Source organism: Phytoactinopolyspora limicola, assembly GCF_011320225.1.
Taxonomy (GTDB): domain Bacteria; phylum Actinomycetota; class Actinomycetes; order Jiangellales; family Jiangellaceae; genus Phytoactinopolyspora; species Phytoactinopolyspora limicola.
The window spans coordinates 52,846-74,431 of sequence record NZ_JAAOEN010000001.1 but is presented as its reverse complement, the minus strand read 5'-3'; the positions used below and the strand labels follow the sequence as shown (position 1 = coordinate 74,431).

Here is a 21,586-nt window from a genome sequence, read left to right as displayed (position 1 = left end):
ACATGGGATCTACTGACGTGGCCACGGCCATCAGGGACGCCGTGGCGCTTCCGTGGGGTGGGGAGCGCAACTTGGCGCTCCGGGCCGCCCTCGAACTAGTCGAAGGCGAAATCGGTCTCGTCAACCGCGGCGAAGTCGTACAACTCGTGGTCGACACGCACCGGCGAGCCAACGAGCTGGTGAAACTGCTCGCCGCGGCGTTCCCTGGCTGGACCACGCGGGTGAACACAAACAGCGACCGCCGCTATGTCGTGCACGCATACGAGTCCGACGAGCAGCTCGCGGCAGCCGAGGCCGCGTTGCGGCAGCTACACGGGCAGATGAACGCCAAGCCGCGGCTGAACCGGGTGTGATCACGACACCGCTGCCGAGTAGATCGCGTAGCGAGGCGTGATCTGGAAGAACGGTGATCCGGTGCTGTCATTGCGGTGTTCATCGCCACCGCCGAACGATGCGCCGAAGGTGGCTTCGACGCGGTCGATGTAGCGGCCGGGCACGATGCCCGTGCCCTTGAGGTCAAGCAGCGTTTCGCTCTGGTCTCGGACCCACTCGGCCTGTTCGTAGGTCAACCCGACGCAGGTGACCTGGTAGACCAGGGTGGCGTCCTTGTTCCAATCGTCCATGGTGCCGGACCGTTCCCCGCCGGGAATCAGGTACACGATGGCGCACGGAGGCTTGAGCACTGGGCCGGTGCCATCTGGGTTCGTGTTGCGGATAGCGTGGCCGACGGCCAGCCCGACAGCTTTGAGCGCAGCAACCACAGCGGCGGTATGTTGCCGCTGCACCAGCTTCGTTTGCGCGCTCATCCGAGCGTGGCCTGTCCCGCCAGGCGCGCGATGCCGTCGCGGTAGGTCCGCACATGCTTGTCGAACGCCGGACCCAGGTAAGGCTGCGGCGCCTGGTTGTACACCCGGCCGAGCGAATCGGCACCGACGAACCCGAACTCGATCCGCCGTGCATAGGCGACGTCGGTACCGATGATTGCCGACATCGATGCTGCGCGGCCGTCACCGGAGAACCTGTGAGTGATGGACCGCCTGAGCGTGCCGGACACTACAGGCGCGTTGCGTCTAGCGTCGGTTTCGATGTCGATGGCTGTCTGCCGGGTGAACCTGGCGACCTCCGCACCGACACGGTGCGGGGCGGCTCGAAGGGTGACAGCGAGTTTGGGAAGGTCGGAGGCGTCGATGTTCACGGTGAGCCTCCTGGGTCGGCGCGTGGGACGGGTTCCTCACGGACGGTGACCCGCAGTTCGGTACCGAACGTCCGCGGCGTGTCATCCAGGATCCGGAACACCCGCCCGATGAGTGCCTCGTCGGCGACGTCCTCGGCACCCTCGACGATGCCGTACACCTCGACGATCAAGTTCTCGGCGACCTCGGCGCCAAGCGGGAGCCGTAACCACCAGCGCGACTTCTGCTGTGCCACCTCGATCTGGGCGTATTGCTGCTCGTTCAGGGACACCGGGTGCAGGCGGGCGCGCCCGTCGTAGGTCACCGCGCCGGGCGTTTCGGGATACTCACCCGTCGCCTCGTTCAGCTCGCCCTTGACCGGGCGATGCCGGACCCGCACCAGGTACGGCATCGTCCGCGGGTTCGACGACACGGCGCGGTGCATCTCCAACGCGCCGGGCGGGATGATCGGTGTGCCCGGTCGTGGCATCAGAACCCGCCGGCTATGGCGATGCCGCCGGCCTCGTCGACCTGCGCTTCCAGCGACTCGGCCAGCTCCAGCAGAGCGCGGGATTCGGCGGGGGCGTCGGTGCGGGCGTCGAGCATGGTGAGCCGGCCCCGGACTTGGATCGCGTTCCCGGCGATGGTGCGTAACGCCGTGGCGGCGGCCAGTTCGGGGATGCCGTCGCGGCGGGTGAGGAACGCGTCGATTTCCTCGTCGGTGAACACGGTCTTGTTGGTGTCGGGGTCGGGGAGGTCGGAGATGAGCAGGCGTACTTGTCCGACGGTGGTGAGTGGGTCGTAGCTGGACGCCATGCTCATCTCCTCCCCGTAGCTATTTGCGTCGCGGTCGTGGTGTGGGTTTCTTGCTGGGGGTCTTCTTGGCCGCAGGCGGGGTCTTGGCCTGGGTCTTGGGTGGCGTGCGCGGATCAACGGCAGGGTCGGGTTCACCGGCCGGGGGGGCGGCGCCCGACGCTGGCTCGCTTGCCGTGGGCACGGGCTTGGGCTCCGACAACTCCACGGCCGAGGCGGCGTCGGCGGTCGACCCTGTGGGCGTGCGCTCGCCGGGTACCGGATCGAGCACCGCCTCCGGCTTGGCCGGGCCAGGCTCCTCAAGCTTGACCGGCTGCGGCTCCACGTCCACGGTGCCGCCCGATGAGGCCGTACCGCGCAGAAGTGTGCGCAGGTCAGAGCGGATGCCCTGGACCTCCTCGTGGATGGCCGCCAGGTACAGATCGGCGGCCATCCGCGGCTTCGGGAGACGCTTCGGCATCAGCCAGTGCCGTTCGAGAACACGGCCGCCTTCGGCTCCATCATCGTGCCGCCGAACACGTGGCGAACCTTGTAGTTGACGCCGTCAGTCTCGAAGTCGCCATCCTCGGCGGCGACCGCGCCGCCACCGACGCGCATCGAGTTCGGCGACTTCACGAACAGCGCCGGGGTCTCGTTTCCGCGGAGGAAACCAATCTCCAACGCCGGCCGACCTACGCTCGGGTCGGCGAACAGGTACCAGCCCGTGGCGCCGTTCGTTTGATCGACGATCGGCAACCACGGGTTGACGACGACCTCAGCGATCTCGTCAGTCATCCAGTTCTGCCCCACCAACTGGTTGGCCGACGTGCCGGACCCGGACGCCACACGGATCTGGGTGGCGCGGACGATGTTCATAGCCGTGACCTTCATCTGCGGCGGCACGACGAGGCGAACCTGACCGGTGAAGATCGGGTTTTTGTCCTCGTCGACCTGCGACCACAGCACCGTCAGCCCGGTCTCCAACGCATCGACGTCGAGCGCCGGGTTGCCGGTGATGACGTTGCCGTTGCCCCCGGAGAAGAACGTCGTGTTCGCCGCCCACAGGCTCGTAGCGAACCGCTCCTCGGACAGCCGAGCGGCCTTGGCCAACCGCTCGGGGGTGTCCCGTAGAGCGTCGAGGTCGTCGTTGACGATGGTCTCCCACAGGAACGGGATCCGACGGCCGCGCTTCTCAACGCGGTACTCGTACTGCGCTTCCTTCAGCGCCGCCTCTTTGTACTCGCCGCCGGCGGGGACCTTCTCCAGGACGGCCTCGGCGCCGTCCACGGCGAACCGCTTCACCGCGCGGAAGTCCCGAACAGTGCCCCGGCGGGCGAGGCGCTGCCAGGTCGCTGGCCATTCCTCGTACTTCCCCAGCAACTGCCGGTCGAGGATGTCCCCAAACAGCAGCGGGAAATCCGAAGCGGACATCGCCTCCTGGAGGCGGTAGACGGGGACCTTGCCCTTGTACACGTTGGCGATCAGCTCACCCGCCTCAGCCAAGGCTCGCTTGTAGGAGGGAGTGTCGCGGCGGATGCCGCGCCGCACGGACGTGCCGGCGTCGTCGAACAGTCGGCTGTGGGTGGCGTCCTCGGCCCGGAGGGACTCAAGGAGGTCAAGGAATTCAGACATGTGGGGTAGTGCCTCCTTCGAGATCAGGCCCCACCGGGGACCGAGAACGCGGCGATCTTGACGGGGATTTCCCCTTCGCCGACGCCCTTGGTCTCCAGTGCGTGACCGAACAGGTCGTTTCCGGATGCGGTGGCGGTGAGGTCACCGTCGCCGTCGATGTACACCGGGTCACCGACATCGGCGATGGCACCGTCGACGACGAGGTGGAACGCGCCGGTCAGCTTGACGGTTGCGTGCGTGGGTTCGTTGCCCTCGGTGCCGCGGTCGGTGAGTGCGACACCGACGAGGTCGCCGACCTTGACCGGGTCGTTCGACTCGGTCCCTGCCGGAACCGGCAGGGACAGTTGATCAGCGAGATGAAACGCGCTGTTGGTGGCCATGAGCGGTTACCGTCCCTTCACGGCGGTCTTGGTGGCGGACTCGGACAGGCCAAGAGAGCGGAACGACTCTTCGAGCCGTGCGTCGATCTGGTCCTGCCCGAGTCCGCCGAGGGTGGGGTCGGAGATGTGGCCGAGATCGCGTGGGCGACCCAATCCGGCAGCGCCGAGCGCTTCGGCGATCTCCGCCTCGGCCTGGCTCAGTTCCCGCACGACCCGCTTGCTCAGTTCGGCCTCGTCGAGCTTCATCTCCTGGGTGAGCGGCAGCGCGGCGAGAAGGGACTCGGTGATCCGGGTGACGGTGGACGGTGGGACCCACTGATCCCGCAGCGATTCGCCCAAGATGATCCGGGCACGCTCACGTGCACGGGTCTGGGCCAGCTCTCGCCGCGTCTCGGCGAGTTCGGCCTCGGTGGCCTGCCGCACGGTCGGCAGCGACGGAGGTGCGGTCCCCGCACCGGGGGTGTCAGTCATGGTGTCCTCCTTGGACTCCTGAATCTCGACATCGACGGGTGGTGCGGACGGATCCGCGGTCGATCCAGCCGCGGGTGCGGCTGGGACAGGTGGTGTGGCGGCTGCCGCGGCTTCGGCGGCGTCGATCGTGTCGCCCCCCGGCGGTGGGGCGTCGCCGTCGGTGCCGCCAAGTGACGTCTCGGCCTGCTCGGACGCCTCGGGGCCTTGCCACAGGTCACGCGCCAGCAGTTGCGGTGCTTCCGCCTCGACGCGGGTGGCGAACCCGGTGAGCGCGTCGCTGATGGCCGAGGACAACGCGATCCGTTCGTCGCGGGACAGCCGGCCCTCGCCGTACATGTGATCAGCTATCTCGGTGAACGCCAGATGAAGGCGCGCTTCCAGCCACTGGCCGACGTTGCGGGCCTCACCGAGATCGGCGCGGGCCGACTCCAGCAGTTGCAGGATCCGCCCGCCGCGGCCTGCCTCGGCGACGAAGTCGACCGACTGGGCGTAGTCGATCGACTTCACGATCGGACCGGTGCGCCCCTCGGCTTCGCCCATCTCGGCCATGCCGAACGACCGGATCGACACGCCCACGTGGTCCTTCATTTCGGCCAGGACCGGGCGCCACGGGCCGAACGCTTCGACCTGTGGTGCGACGAGAGCTTTCGCGTTGTCGTCCCACACGGCATCCGAGGTGAACCGGGCAGCGAGGTCCTTCATGGAACGCTCGCCGTGGATACGGTCGACAGACTCGGACAGGGTTTGGTGGTCGATGTACATGGTGGTCCCGGCGGGGAACACCCGCTGTCGAGCCGCCTCCTTGAGCACGGCCTCGGAGTAGTAGCCGCTGGAACCCCAGCCGGGCGTGATGAGCTGCACCCGCATCCGCCGCCCGGTCGCGCCGCTGGCCTCGACCAGCTCAAGCGTGGCGGTCTCGGTGAACGCCGTCTTTTCCGGGGGCGGGTTGAACACCTCGCGGGGCGTGGGAATGGTGGCAGTGGGCATGACAATGTGCCTCCCAGCGGGAACACGGAAACTGGAATGTTGACGGGGTGCGGGACTAGCCGACCGGGACGACTCGTGACTGGTCTGCCACGCGGATCGTGAGTGCGCATCGGCAGCCTGGGTGGCCGAGCGGGCGGTGCCGGCCGTTCGGGAACTCGTTCCCGCTGGGGATCCACCCCGCCGCCGCGGCCGGTTCGCACACGTCACACACGCGGGCGTCTTCGGCGGACAGCCACGCCTTGTCGGTCTGGATGCCCTGCTCGCGTAGCCGCTCGATGACCATCCACTGGCCGTGCTCGTACGCCTCGCCGATCTCGGTCACGGCGACGAGTTCGGCACGGTCACGGATGTGTCCGAGCACCGACGGGTTGGAGAAACCCTGGAAGCGGCGCCGGATCTCCCGTGCCGTGAAGTCGTAGGACCAGCCGCTACCGGCGGCCTGAGCGAGCAGCGACCGGAGCTCCCGCATGGTGGTCCGGTCGATCCCGGCCACGCGTGACGCGCCGTACCCGGACAGGTAGTCGACCGCGAGGGGATGGTCGACGTCGAAGCTGATGCTCAGGCCGACGTCGAGGGTGCCGGCGTTGTGGCCACGGCGTATCCCGTCGCCGGCGAGCCCGTTGAGCAGGCTGGCCAGCGGCCCACCGGTGGCGGAGGTGATGGACTGCCAGATCCGGGCGAGCGCATCGTCGGGGATCGGTCCCGCTTCCACGAGCGGACGCTGCGCTTCGACCGCGACGAACCGCCAGGAGAACACCCCCAGGTGCTCCAGGAGCCGGCGGGACTGCTCGGCCCACATGGTGGTCAGCCCACGCCGCAGGCGACGTTCCAACGGTCGAGTGGCGTGTTCCTTCGATGCCGGGCTGGCCGACTCGATGAACGCGTCCAGGGCCGGGGCCAGGCTCGCCAGCCGGGACAGGAGGGGTGCCGCCGCAGGGCGCGTCTTATGCTGCGACGAGGACACGGTCGATGGATTCCCGCAGTTCACGGACCGCCTCCACGATGCCGTCCTCGTGCTCGTCGCGTTCGTCGGCGGATCTCTCCAGCGCGTCGCGGGCGGTGGCGACGATCTCGTCGGGGTCGTTCACGTCGAGCGCGACCAACGCCAGGCGCAACAGGACCTCGTCCGGCATGCCGGGGATGTCCTTGGCGCCGCCCGTCGACCCGGCGAGGGCCTTGATGACCTCGTCCATGCTCCGCTCGTTCAGCGGGGGCCAGTCGACATTGATGACCCGCGACCGGTCACCCCGCAGGGTGATGACCAGCCGGCCATACTCGTCACGCTCAACCACCCCGGACAGGGCGCCGCGGGGTGCGAGTACGGACGCGTCGATGACGTGCTGACTCAACCGGTCGACAACAGTCGCCCACAGGTTGCGGCGATGCTCGAACCCCAGCTCGGTCGGCCGGTCCAGGGTCTCGGCGGTGGCGAGGTTCCCGGTGGATGGGTCGCCCATCAGCATCGTCTCGGGGATGTCGGTGGCCGCGGACACCATCAGTGCGAGCTGCCGCGCGTCCTGCGGGGACAACGCGATCCCGCCGGCCTTGACGGTCGACAACTCCCCGGCGCCATGATCGGCGACGAACGTCTGCCCAACAGGTGCGTCCTCGGCGGTCGCTTTCGCCATCGCCGACTGAGCCTTGCCCAGCTGCGACCCCTTGGTCTTGACCTGCCAGAGGAATTTCGACAGCGTCTTGACCATGCGGCGGAAGTCGTCGAGGAACTCCGTGTGCGCACGTGCCCAGTCCAACGCTGGGTAGAACTCGGGCACCCCGAACGTCCAGTTCTTGGGGCGGTTGGTATGCACGTGCAGCACCGGTGAGTCCCACCGGACCTCCCACCCGCCCCACATGGCGGGCCGATGCCGTGGCCGGTAGTCGATGTCCGGGTACAACGCCCGTTTCAGCTCAGTCCTGGTGCCCTCCGCAGTGCGGATGACCTGTGTCCAGCGGCGCTCGTAGAACCACGGCTCGGCCGCGTCATCCGGGGAGTAGATGACGTCGTTGACCTCGTCGAACGGGATCGACCGGACTTGCACTCGCCCGGTGAGGGGGTGGGTGAACGCGGTGAGGAACAGGTTCGCGTCCGTGTGGAGCGCTTTCTCGTTTTCCTCCTGCGCGGACTGTCCGAACAGCGCGGCCTGGTTGTGGGGGTCTTCGATGAACTGGGTGACGACTTCGTTGACCAGCTCGTCTTTCGCCGCGATCGATAAGCCCTGGCCGAACACGTAGTACACCTTCAACGCGGAGGCCCGCCGGAGCAGCGGGTTCTTGATCGCCAGCAGGCGGCACAACCGCGCGATGTGCCGTAACCCCTCGCGGGTGAATTCCTGCTCAAGGCCAGCTTCGAGGCGCAGCCAACCTGGCTCCAGCAACGCTTGTTCGAGCCGGGTGATGTTCGATTCGAGCATCTCAACGGTGTGGGTCAGCCCGTGCACTTCGGCGTCGCGTGACTGCTGCACCTCGGCGAGTTCGACGGCGGTGTTGGTGGTGTCGCGGCGGAACAGGTCACGCAGGCCCACGGGTGATCACCACCCTCTCGCATCACATCAGGCTGAAGATGTCGTCGTCGGTGTCGCTGGCCATGTCGTCGGCGTCTTCGAGGACGGGTGTCGGGTCGGTCCAGAACGCCTGGATGACCGAGTCGGCGAGGTCGGTGGACCGGCCGAGACGTTTCTTGATGTCGTCCTTCGATTCGATCTTGATGCGGCCGCCGGCCTGTGTCCACTTCGGGGCGGTCAACTCGGCGGTCAGCTCGTCGTCGTCGGGCAGCTCGATCGGGAGACCGTTGATCGGGTCGAGCATCTCCCGCAGTGCCCACCATGCCGCGGCGCGGCAGTTGATGAACCCGAGTTCGCCGGTTTGGTCGACCAGGTCGGTCCCGCGGGACGCGATGAACGACACGACCGGGCGGCCGAGCTGCCGCAGCCGGGCGACCACGCCGGAACCGACGCCGATGCCGTCGACGACGGACAGGCCGGGCACGATCGCGTTGATCTGATCTGCGGTGTGCATCGGGTCGCCGGGGGGCACGATCTCGATGCGGTCGATGCGCCAGGCGTGTCGGTAGGCGATGGTGGTTCGGTCTTCGCCTTCGTCGGCGACGTCGACGCCGGCCTGGGTGAACCGGGGCAACGGGTCGGCGCGGTTGGCCCACCGGTTCTGGGCGGCTCGCACCCAGGCGAGCGGGATCACGGAACCGGCGGACGTGTCGGGGAACTCGCCGCGGACCTTGGCGGTGAACAGCGGGGAGTCCACGCCCCATCGTCGGGCCTTGTCCGCGATCCACGACGGCGATAGCAGCAGGTGACGAAGATCAGCCGGGACCTGTTCACGTTCGTCGGGGCACGCGGCGAGCAGCCGTTGGCGTTGCTCGGCTTCTTGGGCGTTGCGGGTGCCGAATCCGATCTCGTCCAGCGCGGCGGCCATGGTGGCCTTGTCGACGTTCGGCGTGGTCAGGCCGTCGATGCGGATGACGTGCCAGCCGGAGCCTGGCCGGCAGAGCCGGGCGAACTCGGAGGTCTCGTCGTCGGGGTTGCCGATCGCGAGGATGCGGGCGTCGTCGTTGGTTGTGATGGCGTCGACGCCGGTCCACAGTGCCGGTGGGATTCCGCAGGCTTCGTCGAGGATGACGAGGACGTAGCGGCGGTGGATGCCTTGGAAGCCGTGTTCGTCGTGGTCGGCGGGTTTGCGGCCGTACCCGACGAGGCGGTCACCGATCTTCCACTCGTCAGACTGGGTGACGCGGCCTTTGAGGTTGCCCTTCTGGTGGGAGGTGCGGATCTCTTCCCACAGGATCGCGTTGACCTGCCTGTACGTGGGTGCGGTTGAGGCGACGAACGCTGACCCTTCGGGGTGGACGTCGATCCACCAGTCGGCGACCCGAGATGCGATGAAGCTCTTGCCGGCGTCGTGGCAGGAGTGGACGGCGACTTTGGGGTGGTCGCGGATGGCGTCGACGATCTCACGTTGCTTGGACCAGAGGTGTTCGCGGAGCCTGGTCCGGATCCAGCCGGCGGGGTCGTTGAGGTGGGGGTGGGGTTGGATGCGTTGGCGGAGTTCGTCGATCCAGGTGGTGGCCAATGTGGCACCTCCTGGATTGCCTTCCTCAACTCCCGTTTTGACGTTGAAATGTCAATGGTCGGGATCCGAATTAGACACACGTCTACAGCCGTCAGTGTTGCACCTGGTCAGCGGCTTGCGCAAACGTCCTGGCGTGCCGGGCGTGTCGCGTCACTTCGGCCGGGTCGTAGAGCGTCCGCCCTCGACGATCCTTACCAACCGGGTGGATCTTGCCCCGATTCGCCCACGACCGGATCGTCGCCACCGGGACGCCGAGGAACTCAGCAAGCGCGTAAGCATCGACACCAACCGTGTTCACAGGCGCCACGTGTGATCAAACTCGGGATGATCACACCATGGCCGCGCAAGGATGCGAAGTGTCCGGCACGGCCACTCACGCGTTCTACACGTCCGACAGCCCAGGGCTTCCGGTTCGGACGCGCCCACCACCCTCGAAGTCGGACTGTGCTCGTCCACGATCAACCGCATGGTGGCCACATTGTCAAGAACATACGTCGGATCGTGGCGGGCGATGTGCCTTGCCACGTCCTCGCTCTCGAATTTCGCTCCCGTGTCATAGACCCACCAAAGCCCGGATTGCTCGGCTGGCCCGTCCACCCACCACTGGCCTGACGTCCTCGCAGCTGACGCCGCAGCTTCCACCTCGTCCAGCCGTGCCCGCAGAAACGCGATGACTTCGTCGATCACGATGCTTCCTCCAGCCTCGCTGCCAGAGCGATGAAATACTGCGCCGGCGTGTAGGTCGTGCCGCAATCGTCGCACACCCACAAGTCCTCCCGGCCGCCCTGATCACAGCGGGCATGCTCCACCTCCCACGCGGTGACCCGGTGCTCGAACTCGTCCAACGGCTCCCACACCCCGTCGCGGTCCCGGCGCCGCTGCGGGCGACGGCTGTGGTGACACGGCTTCGGGTCACGGATCTCGGCGACCAACCGGCTGCCACATTCGGTACAGGACGCCGACGCGGCACGCTCAGGCGCGGGAGAATCGCCCACCACGGACAACAGCCGGCGGCGGATCCGGGCGACGTCGGCCGAGAAATCGGGGAACGCGTCGTGATGTTGGGCGGCCCAGTCGAGGTGGCGGGTGAGGTAGGCGAGGACGGTGTGGAAGCTGGGCGGTCCGGCTGCGGGTTCGCCGCGGGTCTTGCGCCAGTCGTCCTCCCACGAGGCGAGGACCGCGAGGACGGGGTCGGGGTCGTCGGGTTGGTGGTCGGCGGCGTGGTCGCGGTTGCCGGTGCGGGAGTACACGACGGTGCCGTTGTGGCCGGCGGTGAGCATGGCGAGGGCGTCGCCGCCGGGTGTGGGTGTATCGGGGGAGCGTCCGCCGGTGCGGGGTGCTTGGGGGGAGCGGTAGCGGCTGGCGGTGATTTCGTGCTGTGCGGTGATCGCGAGAGCTCGCAGTGAGCCGAGCTGGGTGCGGGTGCTGTTGAGGCAAGTGGTGCAGGTGCGGGGGCCGTCGTGTTTGGGGTGGAGATGGCGGCGTTGGTCGACGGTGCAGTGTCGTTGTGGGCAGGGCAGGCAGCCGGTGCAGGTGTGGGGGTTGTCGCAGTCGGGTGTGTGTTGGTCGGTGATGGCGCGATCGTTGCCGTGGCGGTGGCACTCGGGTGGGGCGTGTTCGTCGGGGTTGGGGTTGGTCATTCGGCCTCCGGGGCGGCGATGGGGGCGATGTGGTGGAGCCCTCTGCTCTGTGCGGTGACTGCTAACCGCCGGTCGCCTTTGACGACCGTGATGACACGCTGATGCACACGGCCAGCCGAGCGTGTGTTGGTCCACCAGCGGCGCAACATGCGATACATCGACCCAGCTGGCGTGACGAGGACCTGGTCGTTGACCACCCCGAAACCGGCGTCACGCAGCGCCATGATGGTGTGCTCCGGCAGACAACGCAGGTGTCCGGAAGTGTCTCTGAGGTCGCCGGTAACCCACGTCGCGAACCGGTCCTCGGCGAGGACTCGAAACAGCTGCCGTGCGGTCTCGGCAACTGCATCGAGATGGTCGGCCCACGACATCGCCGACAGGTCGCGTGGGTCGCCCGAGTACCGCTCTGCTGAGTGGTACGGCGGGCAGGTCAGGACGTAGTCGTAGGAGCCGTCTGCGATGTCCCCGATCGCGGCGACGCCGTCACCCGTCTGCCAGGTGACGGTCCCGTCGGTTGGCCCCCAGGCCTCTTTCGCCGCATGGTTCGCTGTGACCTGAGCCGTGGACAGGTCGATACCCGTGTAGTGACGGCCAAGCTCGGCAGCGACAATGCCCCGGCATGACCCGCCGGCGAACGGATCCAGCACCATGCCGCCGGGTGGGGAGTACCACTCGCAGCACAGCTCGGCGAGGAACGGGTCGAACCGGGACGTGCCTCTGGAGATCTTGCGGTGCCGTTCAGATGAGCCGGACCCCAGGAGAAGATGGTCAGCGCGGCCGTTCTCCTCGTGGACGCCGCGACCCTTCCACCAGCGTTTGCGGTCCTGCCACTCGCGGGAATCCGAGCGCAGCACAGACCACGGGTAGACGCCGTGCACGGTGTAGTCGGGGTAGTCGTCCGGGTTGACGCCGTGGGTGAGCTCGCCCTGGCGGTGGCCTCTCATGCGTGCCCCCCGGCGTGGGCAGGAACGATGTCGGGGTAGTAGCGGCACTCCCACTCGGCGCGGCCCTTGTCGGCGCCGCGGACTCCGCCGATAGATGAGACGCGTAGCCACCGCCTGTCGAGCACCCCGCCGATCGACATGGCGTAGGCGGGGTGCACGGGCAGGTCGTGTGCGTGCAGCCAGGCGAACACGTGGGTGGCGTCCCAACGGCCTAGGGGGCGGCATGCTGATGGTCCGGCGTCGCCCCAGCGGGCCTGGACGATCCGGCGGATGCGGGACTCCTCGCCGCGGATGCCGGAGATGTGGCGGGCTCCGAATCGTCTGGAGGCCTCGGCGAAGCCGCCTTTGAGGGTCCGGGACGTGTCGGTGTGGGTGCCGTCGTCTGGGTCCCACCAGCGGCGCGACGTCGCGGGGGTGGTGATCTCGTGGTAGTCGATGTGGTCGTACCGGGACAGGAACGCATCCCGGACAAGGAGGCAGTCGGGGTTCTCCCACTGGTCGACCCGCACCCACACGAGCGGCACGTCAACGCCTGACGTGGCGAGCAGGTGCGCCGCGACGGTGGAGTCTTTGCCCCACGATGTGGACGCGTAGCACGGCCCAGCGGCGGCGAACTCGGCGATGACGCCACGGGCACGGTCGGCCATCCGGGCCAGTGCCGGATCGCGGGCGAGTATCGCGTCATACGCGGCGAGCCGGTCCCACGCGGCCCGGTCGGCGGCGGTCAGGCGGGGTGAGTCGATGAGCACGTCACACCACCTCATCTCGAGGATTGCGGGCATCGGCGAGGACGCCATGAAGTGGCCGGTTCGGGACAAGTTGGAGCCGCGATGGCGACACCAGCCGAATCAGCTTGACCCCCAGGGCGCGGGCGATCTCACACGCGTCGTCGATGCTGGCGCGTCGTTGCCCGGCCTCGATGCGGATGAGCTGGTCGCGGTTGAGCCGGTGGCCGCGGTCTTGGATCTGTGCGGCGAGTTCGTCCAGCGTGACGTGTCTCGCCTTGCGGATGGCCCGCAGGTTGGCCGCGAACGCGGCGCCGTGCTCGCCGAGGTTGACGGGAGGGTTTGTCACGGGTTCCTCCAGGTGCATGGGTGGCGACGGGTGGGGTGCCAGTAGGGGGCGCGGACGCCCTGGAGGATCCCGGCGCGGTCGGGTAGGGGGCGCGCCATCCATGCGTCGGGGGCGTCGGCTGGCATGACGGTCCATGTGGTGACCCGTCCGTATCCGGCGGCGTGGGCTTTGCCGATGTGGGTGACCGGCTTCAGCAGGTCGGCGAGCTGGTTGATGTCGGTGGTGAGGGCGTGCCAGACGAGGTAGCGGGCCCACACGGCGGGCAGGGTGGTGTCGCGGGCCTTGTGGGGGCCGAGGGCCAGGTGGTGCCGCCGGTCGGGTGCGTACCGTGCCATGGCTGCGGTCGCCGGTTTGCGTCGTAGCTGCACCGCGGTGTGCCGGGTCGGCGTGTAGATGGCGGCGGAGACGCACCACCCCCACACGCCGTCGCCGTCCTCCCACCGGGCCAGCGGCAGCGGCATGTCGGGTGCGTGCTCGGGCGTCAGTGGGCCGGGCGCCATCCCGAGCTGAGCGGCGGCCCACGCGAGGGGGCCGTCGAGCATGATGGGGTGCCGTTCGGCGTCGACGATGGGTTCGGTGAGCCGGGCGGTGACGACGACCGGTTCACCGCCGCTGGCGACGGTGATCATTTGGTGAGGTCTTTGATGAGCTGGAGCACGTCGTCGGCGTTGTCGGTGAGGTGCTGCGTCCACTCGTCAAGTGCGCCCTCCAGGTAGGGCACCCCGTCGACTGTGGCGCGGCCGTATCCGACGGCGGTCTTCGCGGCCAGCGCGATGGTGCAGTCCCCGGCGAGCAGCTCCATCGCCGCATACAGCAGCCGGCCGTGCTGCTCGGTGGCGGCAGGCGTCAGGGAGATCTCGCCCCATAGCACGCTGCCGGGTTTGAGAACCTGTAGGTCGTAGATCATCTGCGTAGTGCCGGGCTGCACGATCTCCCCGGCGGTTTGCACGAGTCGGTCCACTGGGGTGGAGGCGACGTCGTGGCGGGTGCCGAATTCTTCCCCGCGGAACATCCCGGCCGGGCGGCTGACGTGGTTGTGTCCGGCGAGGCGGTCCGGGAGTCGCCACGCGTTCTCGGCGCACACCAGGTGCAGGTTGGATACGCGCAGCGTGCCGGCGGTCATGTCGGATTGTGCGGCGTATCCGAGCAGCCCGAGCGCCGGGTAGGTCTCCTCGACGCGGCGTGCCATGGCCAGGTCGACCTGGGAACCGGTGGAGGTGATGGCACCGCCTGACCAGAGGAGGTCTACGGCGGCTTTGGACAGGCTGCCGGGCTCGACGGCGAGGGTGGCGACGGTGTGCCAGGCAAGCGCGTCGCGGAGCTGGTGCCGCAGCGAGTTACCGGAAACGAACGGCACCGCGGCTTGCCTGCCGTCCGGCAGGACGATGTCCTGGGTCCGCAGCAGGGACGTGTTCCCGGCCGAACCGGATCCGTGGTGCAGCGGCGAGGTGAGGGTGAGGGTGAGGTCGATGGTCGTCATGCGGTTGTCTCCTGGCTCTTGCGGTTCTGGCGGTGGATGCGGGTGAGCGCGACCAGGTAGGGCGCCTCGGTGGTGACGATTTCGCACCACTCGGTGAGCCGCGGGCCTATGGTGGCGTCGAGTCGGGTGAGCGTGGCCGAGGAGTCGGCTCGCAGGACGCCGACCTGGAGCTTCCGCGCGGCGGTGGAGCATGCCTCGCCGTAGGTGGTGGCGGTCGCGGCCGTGAGTAGAGCGCTGGTGGCGCGGTCCCACCAGTGGGCCTTGCCGATGACATCGACGTAGGCGCTGTCGAGGATGGCGGACAGCCACTCGACGGTGGCGTCTCGCAGGTCAGGCAGCGTTTGCGTGGTCATGGATGGTCTCCTTGGTTATGCACCACAGCGCGAGGTCGAGCAGTGGCGAGTGTGTGTGTCCGGTGTGGTCGGCCAGGGCGTGGAACAAGCCGCGCCAATGGTCGGCGTCGGCGTCCGCCTTGAGTGCCGACATGGTGGGTGCGCCGCGGCGGATGTCGTCGTCGCGGTGCCCAGCGGCCCGCAGCCGAGCTGCGGTGCGCAGCACGTGGGCGAAATCGTCGGGGGTGCTGGTGACGTTGGTGGCCTCCAGCCGCACGGTCCACTGGTCGCAGCCGCGGTTCACCGTGCCGTAGGGCAGAACGTGTTTCTGCCCGCTGACAGCCACGGTGACGACCCATTCGCCGGGAGGCGGCCAGCGCAGCACGGTCGAGACTGCGGCGGTGTTGGCCCGATTAGTCAGGTGCAGTCCGCGGCCGGCCGGGAGTGCACACTTCTCGTGCGAGGGAGCCAGGTCGTAGCCGGGAACGGCCACGATGGTCCACATCCGCAGCGTCGCCGGCGGCTTGCCGGAGCAGCACCACAAGCAGGCTGGGCAAACCCGAGAGGAGCGCGGATCACGGAACATCGCCCTGTCGGTGAAGTTCGCGCCGAGCGCCCGGTTCGTGTCGGCCGTGTGGTCGGACGGCAGTCCGCACACGCAGCACGTCCCGGCGGTGTCGGTGATTAGTGCGGCGACGTTGGCCACCGGCTCGGGCCGGCCGGCCAGGTCCCACACCATCCTCGTCGGTGTGGTCATGTCGCACCTGCCAGGACGAGGCCGCATCCGTAGGCGCGGGCTCGCCCGAGGCCGTTGTCGAGGATGTGTCGCATCCGCTGCGGGTTCGTGACGGTGACGATGGCGTCGACGGCGCGCCAGGCGATGGTGATTCGGTGGCCGTTGCGCCATCCGCCGCGCTGGCCGAGGTCCTGGACGTCGAACTCGTGTAGGTCTGCGGTGTCCGAGAGCCGCTGGTGCAGCCAGGTGGCCATGTCGTTCATTGGGATGACCGTGCGTTTTCCGTCGCGGTCGACGACTGGGTTGATCACCATGGCTAGTCGGATCCGGCCTTCGACGTTGGCCGGCCGTGTGCCGGTGTGGTGTTCGCGGATGAGGTTGGGAGGCAGGTCGCAGGTGTCGGCCTGCACGATGAGCAGGTCTCGGGTTGGCATGGCCCACAGGGGGCGTTGGGTGGTGCCGTTGGTGGCGGCGGAGATGGTGGCGTGGGCGACTTGGAGGTCGCGCATGTGTCGGGTGCCGTGGCGGGTGAGGTGGATGCGGTGGATGGTGTTAGGCACGGTGGATGTCCCTCCATGCATCGAGTTCGGCTCGGTAGCGGTCGCCGTCCATGTCGGGGTCGCAGCCAAGCGACAGGTCGTACCCGGATGCGTAGCCGCCGGAGATGACCTCGCGGGTTTCGATGCCTTGACTCAGGAGGTCGATTCCGATGTTGGTCAGGGCACGCTCGATCTCGTCGAGGGTGTCTGCTTCGAGACGGAGTCGGAGGCGGAGCCTGCGGCGGGGTGGCTCTGGCCGGTCGTGGATGGTCGCCGTCATCGCAGCACCTCGTGGACGTTGGAGCCGAACGTGATGAACGTGGCGGCGAGGTAGCTCTCGTCGTTAGCGCGGCGTAGCGCGGCGAGCTCGGTGGCATGGATGCTGTCGAGTTCGGGGCCGTAGTCGCCGTGACACCAGACGACCCAGACTCCAGGCTCGGCATCGTTGGGGACCACGAGGGCGTCGGGGTTGAAGGCGACGCGGGCCCGGCCGCGTTCGTAGTGCGGCACCGGGTCGTCGCAGGGTACGAAGACGGAGGCCCTGGCGCTGTCGATCTCGTTCCCGTCCGGGTCGTACCACACCGCGGTCTCGTCGTCGTTGGTGTAGCCGAGCACGGTGAGGGCTGTCTCGCTGAGGTCGCCGGGGTAGTGCCAGGCGCCGGTTTGGACGTGGTAGCCCTCGGCCCGCTCGGTGTGTGCGAAAGCGGCGTCGTGTTGCTCCAGGAGCGTCACGAAGGCGTGTTGCCAGGTGTCCGGCATGGATTGCAGCAGCGTGCGGGGGAGGACGAGGTAGTTGGCGTAGGAGAGGTCGAAGTACTCGTGGATGTCGGTCATCGGGTTCGTGTCTCCGTGATCGCTGGGCATGGTGATGGTGTCGAGCAGTCGCACAGGGCGCGTTCCTCGACGGTGTCGCCGTCGTGACGTCAGCGTCCTTGGCGGAGCTGGTGAAGAAAGCGGGCGAGGGCTTGCGGGCCGTGTCGCCGCGCGCGGCGTTCGGCAGCGGTGTGGCAGTCGTCGCAGTGGTCGGGGTCATCGCCGAGTGGGGCGATGGCGGGGAATCCGCCGGTGGTGTCGTGTTCGAGGCGGGCGATGTCGAGGGCGAGGCGGTCGTGGCTGTCGAGGGGGTCGATGAGGCTGGATTTGCCGTTGCCGTGGTCCATGAGGATTGGGGCGTGGGGGTCGAGGCCGGTGTGGATCGAGTTGGCGTACGGCGGTGGCGATGGTGCTAGTTGGTGTGCCGAGTGGACGATCTGGCGTGCTAGGGGCTGGATTGGTCCATCGGTGAGGTTCGGCGTGGCCAGCCGTCGTTGACGTTTACGTGTCACCGGGTCACCTCGGGGTCGATCGCACCGCACGCGTTGTCCGGCAGCCGGCCACAGCCGGGATCAGCGGTGACCTGCCAGGACTCCCGCACCCCGTCGCAGACGTCACGCACGCTGACCATCGCGCCAACCGGCCACGTGCTCGGACGGGGATCTTGACCGTCCGGGACCGCGATGTGGGCGAGGTCGTAGTCGAGCAGCAACGCGCCGCACCAGGCGCACCGTTGCCGCAGGCGCGGCCCGACTTGCGTTTCGGGTCCGGCGATGTGGACTACGGCGTTGGTCGATGTCATGGTGTCTCTCCTAATCTGAGTGCCTGAGTGTCGACCACAAAGGCCTGCCCGTCGGGCAGGAACGGATGAGCTTCGACGGTGAACAGGTGCCCGGCGGCGAGTTCGTCGACGGCCGCTTGCAGCCGCGGCGCGACCTCGGGTGAGCAGTAGATCGTCCGCCGCGCCGCGCGGATCTGGTCCATGGCGCGGGTGATGTCATCGAGCATGGTCACGACGAACCTCCATGGGTCGGTGAGTGCGGTGCAAGGCGATGGGTCGCGCGGGTGGGCACATAGGCATGGGTCGATGACGTCACGACGCGCCTCCGCCGGGGTCGCCGCCGTTGGCGGCGTCGAGTTCCCCGAGCGCAGCCTGGACCGCCGCCACCACGGTCGGATCCCCCCACTCGAACCCCAACCGCGACACCACACCCACCAACAGCGTCTGCACCTGATCGGCCTGCTTCCGGATCACGTCGATAACGGCATCGGCGACACCCATCTCGTGCGCAACCTTCGCGAACCTCACCGCCCGGTCACGCTCGTCCGCTTCAAGCCGAGTCAACCCCCGCATTGCCTCACCGGACGCGAAGATCCCAATGTCCTTCACACCGGAATAGGAAAACCCGATCAGGCCACCGGTCTCCGGATTCCCATGGACATCGGCGCCGTGCGGCTTGTTCTCACCATCACCACCGGAACTGGATTCACGTTTATCGTTCTCGAACTGCTGCCGTAAAAGATCCCCATAAAGATTCACCCGCAACCACGTCAATTGCAGAATGCGCAAAACAACCTCAGTGTGAGAAATCTCCGGCTCCCCACCGAGCGCAGACCACGCCGTGATCGCTTCACCCTTAGCGCGCTGAACCTCCAACGGAACACCAGCGTGATGTTTACACGCATCAGTGCCTGGAATAGCCACCTGATGGCAGGTCGTCTTCGTCCGCTTCGAGTTCCGTGTGCATTCATACCGGCCGTGCTTTTCACACCAGCGTGCACCGCCGGGCGACTTCAAGGGGCGGCTTCGCTTCATGTGGTCCTCGCCCATCTCGGCCTCCAGTCGGGGTTCGGTTGGCTTGTTCGGGTTGGCCCCGAGTGGGTGGGCGCCGCGCGCTGATTCACGGCGCGGTCACCCCCGTAAGGGGGAATCACGTGAATCACTGGCGTTTGCGCTGGTCAGGGGCATGATCATGGATCTTGAATCGCGTTTTGGCGTGAATCAGTGAATCACTTTGACGTTTGCGCAGGTCGGAGGGTGATTCAGGGGGGTGTGAATCAGGGTGAATCACGTGAATTTCGGGGGTTTGATTCACGGGTGGTGCTGGGCTTGGGGACGTCATGGGGTGGTCTCCATCTCGTACTTGAGTGCTTCGTACTGCATGCCGTACTCGGCGAGTGCGCGGCTGACGCTGGGTTGTGGGATTCCGGTTTGTTTGGCTATTTCTCGTTGGCTGAGTATTTCTCCGGCGTTCCTTATGCATTCGCGTATTTTTGCCCACCGGTGGGCGTTTTCTGATGTCGCTTTTGTCCATGGCCATTCTCCGCCGCGTTGTAGCATTGTGGGCCATTCTCGTTCGTCTCGCATTCCGCGCCAGTGTTCTATGTCTCCGTCTTTGTCGAGCCATATTCCGAATTCGGGCCAGCGGAGCCAGCCGGACCAGCCGTAGGGTTCGTGGGCACGTTTCTTGGAGCCGCCGAGGGCTTTCGCGGAGTGGGCTTCGAGGATGACGGCGGTGTTGTGGTGGGCGCGGATTCGGTCGAGTGCCATGGCGACGGGTTTGGCGGATTTTTCTTCGGTGGGGTCGCCGTTGGCGAGTTTGTAGATGGGGCCGGTGATGAGGATGTCTGGGCGGGTGGCGGCGACGTGGCGTTCGAGCCAGTCGACGTCTGTGGGCTGGGTGAGGTCGAGTCCTTCGGTGCGGAAGGACATGTGGAGGTGTTCGGGGGTGAGGGTGTTTCCGGCTTGGACGCGGAGTGGGCGTGCTTTGCGTCGGAATTGGCGGCGGGTGTTTTCGCAGTCGACGTACAGGATGCGCTGGGGTGGGATGATCTCGCCGGTGAAGGGGTGCAGGCCCATGGCGGCCTGGAATGCGAGCTGGCGCAGGAGAGTGCTTTTGCCGCCACCTTCGGGACCGGTGACGATGAGCCGGTCTTGGTGTTCGAGGAGACCGGGGATGACCCAGTCGTAGTGTTCTTCTTCGTCGTCTCCGGCGAGGACTTGGTCGATGTGTTCGACGGTGAGGGTGTTCGCTCGTGTGCCGTGGACTTCGTCTTGGATGGCGGTTTCGAGCACGTCCATGGCGTCGACGAGGGCGTCGAGGCCATCGTCGTCGGCGTTGTGGGTAAGCCGTTGGGCGGCGCGTTGGGTGGCGCTGATCGTGCGGCGTCGGCGGGCGAGGCGTTGGACGCGGTCGGTGTGCCAGGGAACGGCGGTGGGGGGTGGGGCGTGTTCGATAAGGGTATGCAGGGTGGCGCCGTCGAGCCATCCGGGTTTGAGGTGTCCGGCGTCGGCGAGGCGGGCGAGGATGGCGGCGGGGTCGAGGCCGCGGCCGTTTGCTGCGGCGTGGGTGAGGTGGCCGGCGAGGGTTTCGTGGGCTGGGCGGTAGTAGTCGCTGGGGTCGGGGGCGGTTTTGGTGAGTTCGGCGGCGTGGTTGGTGTCGTGTTGAGCGGTGCGGAGGATAGCGCCGAGAATGGCTGCTTCGGCGGTGGCGTCGTGTGGCGGCGTTTCTGGTGTGGTGGCTTGGGGGTTGGCCACGCGCCGTCCTCCTTCGGTGGGGTGTGAGTGTGCCCCGCCCGGCGCGTGTGGCCGGGCGGGGTCGTGTGCTGCGGGGTTCGGGTTAGGCGGGTTTGCCGTGCATCACCGTCCGTTCGGTTTCTTCGGCGATCTGGGCGACGGTTTCGTTGAACGCGAGTTCGAGGACGTCTTCGGGGCGGTCGAGGGCGTAGGACATGAGGAGGTCGCCGTTGTTGAGGCGGTAGCGGAACCGGGCGGGGACGCGGTAGTGGGGTGTGCCTTGGTAGGGCTGGAGGAGAACGGTGAACTGCTGAGGGATGGTGAGGTCGCCTTTGCGGCCGGCTTTGGCGTCGGTGTCTTCGCGGTAGACGAGGTGAACCTCGCCGGTGGAGAGGCGGGTTCCGGACTCGAAGGTGACGCTGGTGGCGGCCTGGATGCTTTGGGCGATTTCCAGCATGGTGGCTGCTGCTGGTTCTTGGATGTGGACCTGGTTGTCTTCGATGAACTCGGCGAAGGTGGCCTGGTTCATGGGTTTCTTGTCGTTGGCTAGCCAGGTGGTCCAGGCGGGGGTCTTTTGGAGTTGGAGGATGGCGCGGTGGTCTCCCCAGCCGGCTGGGCCTTCGGTGTCGCCGCGGTCGTTGATGCCGTCGTGGGCGTTGATGACGGCGGTGATGGTGGAGGTGTTGAGGTCGGCCCAGGTCTCGGTTTCGGGGAGGCCGTGCTTGTCGACGTAGTGGATGAACGAGGTGGCGGTGTCGTGCCGGACGACGCCGGTTTTGCGGCGGGGCCGGTCGCGGCGCTTGTCGTAGAGGTCCTCGAGGTCGATGGTTTTCTGTGCGGCGCCGGCGGGGACGACGGTGCTGTAGAAGCGGCCTTCATCGTCGAGGGGTGCGGGTTTGGCGATGGCGGTTCCGGCGTCGATGGCGGCTTGGGTTTCGTTGGCGCCGGCGGTGAGCGCGGTGGTCTGGTACGTCATGGCGGCGGGTGTGCTCCT

The 21,586-nt window shown here is 67.4% G+C and carries 31 protein-coding genes; 1 reads left to right on the top strand and 30 read right to left on the bottom strand.

What is annotated here, in order from left to right; translation table 11 throughout:
• Window positions 1–2 precede the first annotated feature (2 nt).
• On the top strand, window positions 3–353 hold the full coding sequence (locus G8760_RS00465) for a hypothetical protein (protein WP_166345115.1): 351 nt from the start codon (window positions 3–5) through the stop codon (window positions 351–353).
• On the opposite strand, the gene G8760_RS00460 is transcribed toward G8760_RS00465, so the two are convergent.
• From G8760_RS00460 to G8760_RS00315, 30 genes are all read right to left on the bottom strand, one after another.
• The gene (locus G8760_RS00460; protein ID WP_166345112.1) at window positions 354–806 is read right to left on the bottom strand and encodes a hypothetical protein; all 453 of its coding nucleotides are present in this window, start codon (window positions 804–806) and stop codon (window positions 354–356) included.
• Entirely contained in the window at window positions 803–1,195 is a 393-nt protein-coding gene (locus G8760_RS00455) for an HK97 gp10 family phage protein (protein ID WP_166345109.1), read from the bottom strand. Before G8760_RS00455 ends, G8760_RS00460 begins: the two co-directional genes overlap by 4 nt.
• Complete coding sequence (locus tag G8760_RS00450) at window positions 1,192–1,662, bottom strand: DUF6093 family protein (RefSeq protein WP_166345104.1); 471 nt, start codon at window positions 1,660–1,662, stop codon at window positions 1,192–1,194. Before G8760_RS00450 ends, G8760_RS00455 begins: the two co-directional genes overlap by 4 nt.
• Complete coding sequence (locus tag G8760_RS00445; RefSeq protein ID WP_166345102.1) at window positions 1,662–1,988, bottom strand: hypothetical protein; 327 nt, start codon at window positions 1,986–1,988, stop codon at window positions 1,662–1,664. Before G8760_RS00445 ends, G8760_RS00450 begins: the two co-directional genes overlap by 1 nt.
• Window positions 1,989–2,007: 19 nt before the next feature.
• Window positions 2,008–2,445, bottom strand: a complete 438-nt coding sequence (locus G8760_RS00440) for a hypothetical protein (RefSeq protein ID WP_166345099.1) — start codon at window positions 2,443–2,445, stop codon at window positions 2,008–2,010.
• Window positions 2,445–3,596 carry a phage major capsid protein gene (locus tag G8760_RS00435; RefSeq protein ID WP_166345096.1) on the bottom strand — a complete coding sequence of 384 codons (1,152 nt, stop codon included), beginning with the start codon at window positions 3,594–3,596 and terminating at the stop codon, window positions 2,445–2,447. The genes G8760_RS00440 and G8760_RS00435 overlap by 1 nt, the downstream gene beginning before the upstream one ends.
• Window positions 3,597–3,619: 23 nt before the next feature.
• Window positions 3,620–3,976: a DUF2190 family protein gene (locus tag G8760_RS00430; protein WP_166345093.1), complete on the bottom strand. Its 357-nt coding sequence runs from the start codon at window positions 3,974–3,976 to the stop codon at window positions 3,620–3,622.
• 6 nt (window positions 3,977–3,982) lie between these two features.
• Window positions 3,983–5,434, bottom strand: coding sequence for a hypothetical protein (locus tag G8760_RS00425; protein WP_166345090.1), 1,452 nt, complete (start codon window positions 5,432–5,434; stop codon window positions 3,983–3,985).
• 55 nt (window positions 5,435–5,489) lie between these two features.
• The gene (locus G8760_RS00420; RefSeq protein WP_166345087.1) at window positions 5,490–6,398 is read right to left on the bottom strand and encodes a phage minor head protein; all 909 of its coding nucleotides are present in this window, start codon (window positions 6,396–6,398) and stop codon (window positions 5,490–5,492) included.
• Entirely contained in the window at window positions 6,379–7,956 is a 1,578-nt protein-coding gene (locus G8760_RS00415) for a hypothetical protein (RefSeq protein WP_166345084.1), read from the bottom strand. The genes G8760_RS00420 and G8760_RS00415 overlap by 20 nt, the downstream gene beginning before the upstream one ends.
• Before the next feature lie 22 nt (window positions 7,957–7,978).
• Window positions 7,979–9,517 (bottom strand): hypothetical protein, encoded by a 1,539-nt coding sequence (locus G8760_RS00410; protein ID WP_166345079.1) that lies wholly within the window; start codon window positions 9,515–9,517, stop codon window positions 7,979–7,981.
• A gap of 91 nt (window positions 9,518–9,608) precedes the next feature.
• A complete protein-coding gene (locus tag G8760_RS31050) occupies window positions 9,609–9,815 on the bottom strand; it encodes a helix-turn-helix domain-containing protein (RefSeq protein WP_166345076.1) in 207 nt (68 codons plus the stop codon).
• Complete coding sequence (locus G8760_RS00400; protein ID WP_166345073.1) at window positions 9,812–10,204, bottom strand: DUF6221 family protein; 393 nt, start codon at window positions 10,202–10,204, stop codon at window positions 9,812–9,814. Before G8760_RS00400 ends, G8760_RS31050 begins: the two co-directional genes overlap by 4 nt.
• Complete coding sequence (locus tag G8760_RS00395) at window positions 10,201–11,157, bottom strand: hypothetical protein (RefSeq protein WP_166345070.1); 957 nt, start codon at window positions 11,155–11,157, stop codon at window positions 10,201–10,203. The genes G8760_RS00400 and G8760_RS00395 overlap by 4 nt, the downstream gene beginning before the upstream one ends.
• The gene (locus G8760_RS00390; protein ID WP_166345067.1) at window positions 11,154–12,101 is read right to left on the bottom strand and encodes a DNA methyltransferase; all 948 of its coding nucleotides are present in this window, start codon (window positions 12,099–12,101) and stop codon (window positions 11,154–11,156) included. The genes G8760_RS00395 and G8760_RS00390 overlap by 4 nt, the downstream gene beginning before the upstream one ends.
• Window positions 12,098–12,850: a phosphoadenosine phosphosulfate reductase domain-containing protein gene (locus tag G8760_RS00385; protein WP_166345064.1), complete on the bottom strand. Its 753-nt coding sequence runs from the start codon at window positions 12,848–12,850 to the stop codon at window positions 12,098–12,100. Before G8760_RS00385 ends, G8760_RS00390 begins: the two co-directional genes overlap by 4 nt.
• 1 nt (window position 12,851) lies before the next feature.
• Window positions 12,852–13,175 carry a helix-turn-helix domain-containing protein gene (locus tag G8760_RS00380; RefSeq protein ID WP_166345061.1) on the bottom strand — a complete coding sequence of 108 codons (324 nt, stop codon included), beginning with the start codon at window positions 13,173–13,175 and terminating at the stop codon, window positions 12,852–12,854.
• On the bottom strand, window positions 13,172–13,804 hold the full coding sequence (locus tag G8760_RS00375) for a hypothetical protein (protein ID WP_207781875.1): 633 nt from the start codon (window positions 13,802–13,804) through the stop codon (window positions 13,172–13,174). The genes G8760_RS00380 and G8760_RS00375 overlap by 4 nt, the downstream gene beginning before the upstream one ends.
• Complete coding sequence (locus tag G8760_RS00370) at window positions 13,801–14,655, bottom strand: hypothetical protein (RefSeq protein WP_166345058.1); 855 nt, start codon at window positions 14,653–14,655, stop codon at window positions 13,801–13,803. Before G8760_RS00370 ends, G8760_RS00375 begins: the two co-directional genes overlap by 4 nt.
• Window positions 14,652–15,008: a hypothetical protein gene (locus G8760_RS00365; RefSeq protein ID WP_166345056.1), complete on the bottom strand. Its 357-nt coding sequence runs from the start codon at window positions 15,006–15,008 to the stop codon at window positions 14,652–14,654. Before G8760_RS00365 ends, G8760_RS00370 begins: the two co-directional genes overlap by 4 nt.
• Window positions 14,986–15,744: a hypothetical protein gene (locus G8760_RS00360; protein WP_166345053.1), complete on the bottom strand. Its 759-nt coding sequence runs from the start codon at window positions 15,742–15,744 to the stop codon at window positions 14,986–14,988. The genes G8760_RS00365 and G8760_RS00360 overlap by 23 nt, the downstream gene beginning before the upstream one ends.
• A complete protein-coding gene (locus G8760_RS00355) occupies window positions 15,741–16,283 on the bottom strand; it encodes a type I-E CRISPR-associated protein Cas6/Cse3/CasE (RefSeq protein ID WP_166345050.1) in 543 nt (180 codons plus the stop codon). The genes G8760_RS00360 and G8760_RS00355 overlap by 4 nt, the downstream gene beginning before the upstream one ends.
• The gene (locus G8760_RS00350) at window positions 16,276–16,542 is read right to left on the bottom strand and encodes a hypothetical protein (protein ID WP_166345047.1); all 267 of its coding nucleotides are present in this window, start codon (window positions 16,540–16,542) and stop codon (window positions 16,276–16,278) included. The genes G8760_RS00355 and G8760_RS00350 overlap by 8 nt, the downstream gene beginning before the upstream one ends.
• Window positions 16,539–17,150, bottom strand: a complete 612-nt coding sequence (locus G8760_RS00345) for a hypothetical protein (RefSeq protein ID WP_166345044.1) — start codon at window positions 17,148–17,150, stop codon at window positions 16,539–16,541. Before G8760_RS00345 ends, G8760_RS00350 begins: the two co-directional genes overlap by 4 nt.
• Before the next feature lie 35 nt (window positions 17,151–17,185).
• On the bottom strand, window positions 17,186–17,587 hold the full coding sequence (locus tag G8760_RS00340; protein WP_166345041.1) for a hypothetical protein: 402 nt from the start codon (window positions 17,585–17,587) through the stop codon (window positions 17,186–17,188).
• On the bottom strand, window positions 17,584–17,877 hold the full coding sequence (locus G8760_RS00335; RefSeq protein ID WP_166345038.1) for a hypothetical protein: 294 nt from the start codon (window positions 17,875–17,877) through the stop codon (window positions 17,584–17,586). Before G8760_RS00335 ends, G8760_RS00340 begins: the two co-directional genes overlap by 4 nt.
• Window positions 17,874–18,089: a FliH/SctL family protein gene (locus G8760_RS00330; RefSeq protein ID WP_166345035.1), complete on the bottom strand. Its 216-nt coding sequence runs from the start codon at window positions 18,087–18,089 to the stop codon at window positions 17,874–17,876. Before G8760_RS00330 ends, G8760_RS00335 begins: the two co-directional genes overlap by 4 nt.
• 79 nt (window positions 18,090–18,168) lie before the next feature.
• Window positions 18,169–18,906: a hypothetical protein gene (locus G8760_RS00325; RefSeq protein ID WP_166345032.1), complete on the bottom strand. Its 738-nt coding sequence runs from the start codon at window positions 18,904–18,906 to the stop codon at window positions 18,169–18,171.
• 288 nt (window positions 18,907–19,194) lie between these two features.
• Window positions 19,195–20,613: an AAA family ATPase gene (locus tag G8760_RS00320; protein WP_166345029.1), complete on the bottom strand. Its 1,419-nt coding sequence runs from the start codon at window positions 20,611–20,613 to the stop codon at window positions 19,195–19,197.
• 82 nt (window positions 20,614–20,695) lie between these two features.
• Complete coding sequence (locus tag G8760_RS00315) at window positions 20,696–21,568, bottom strand: DUF2303 family protein (RefSeq protein WP_166345026.1); 873 nt, start codon at window positions 21,566–21,568, stop codon at window positions 20,696–20,698.
• Window positions 21,569–21,586: the final 18 nt, after the last annotated feature.

Bases quoted from the DNA above. Each gene is read 5' to 3' on its own strand.
- G8760_RS00465 (WP_166345115.1), top strand. From the start codon at position 3: ATGGGATCTACTGACGTGGCCACGGCCATCAGGGACGCCGTGGCGCTT.
- G8760_RS00460 (WP_166345112.1), bottom strand. From the start codon at position 806: ATGAGCGCGCAAACGAAGCTGGTGCAGCGGCAACATACCGCCGCTGTG.
- G8760_RS00450 (WP_166345104.1), bottom strand. From the start codon at position 1,662: ATGCCACGACCGGGCACACCGATCATCCCGCCCGGCGCGTTGGAGATG.
- G8760_RS00445 (WP_166345102.1), bottom strand. From the start codon at position 1,988: ATGGCGTCCAGCTACGACCCACTCACCACCGTCGGACAAGTACGCCTG.
- G8760_RS00440 (WP_166345099.1), bottom strand. From the start codon at position 2,445: ATGCCGAAGCGTCTCCCGAAGCCGCGGATGGCCGCCGATCTGTACCTG.
- G8760_RS00435 (WP_166345096.1), bottom strand. From the start codon at position 3,596: ATGTCTGAATTCCTTGACCTCCTTGAGTCCCTCCGGGCCGAGGACGCC.
- G8760_RS00430 (WP_166345093.1), bottom strand. From the start codon at position 3,976: ATGGCCACCAACAGCGCGTTTCATCTCGCTGATCAACTGTCCCTGCCG.
- G8760_RS00425 (WP_166345090.1), bottom strand. From the start codon at position 5,434: ATGCCCACTGCCACCATTCCCACGCCCCGCGAGGTGTTCAACCCGCCC.
- G8760_RS00395 (WP_166345070.1), bottom strand. From the start codon at position 11,157: ATGACCAACCCCAACCCCGACGAACACGCCCCACCCGAGTGCCACCGC.
- G8760_RS00390 (WP_166345067.1), bottom strand. From the start codon at position 12,101: ATGAGAGGCCACCGCCAGGGCGAGCTCACCCACGGCGTCAACCCGGAC.
- G8760_RS00375 (WP_207781875.1), bottom strand. From the start codon at position 13,804: ATGATCACCGTCGCCAGCGGCGGTGAACCGGTCGTCGTCACCGCCCGG.
- G8760_RS00370 (WP_166345058.1), bottom strand. From the start codon at position 14,655: ATGACGACCATCGACCTCACCCTCACCCTCACCTCGCCGCTGCACCAC.
- G8760_RS00365 (WP_166345056.1), bottom strand. From the start codon at position 15,008: ATGACCACGCAAACGCTGCCTGACCTGCGAGACGCCACCGTCGAGTGG.
- G8760_RS00360 (WP_166345053.1), bottom strand. From the start codon at position 15,744: ATGACCACACCGACGAGGATGGTGTGGGACCTGGCCGGCCGGCCCGAG.
- G8760_RS00350 (WP_166345047.1), bottom strand. From the start codon at position 16,542: ATGACGGCGACCATCCACGACCGGCCAGAGCCACCCCGCCGCAGGCTC.
- G8760_RS00335 (WP_166345038.1), bottom strand. From the start codon at position 17,877: ATGACATCGACCAACGCCGTAGTCCACATCGCCGGACCCGAAACGCAA.
- G8760_RS00325 (WP_166345032.1), bottom strand. From the start codon at position 18,906: ATGGGCGAGGACCACATGAAGCGAAGCCGCCCCTTGAAGTCGCCCGGC.
- G8760_RS00315 (WP_166345026.1), bottom strand. From the start codon at position 21,568: ATGACGTACCAGACCACCGCGCTCACCGCCGGCGCCAACGAAACCCAA.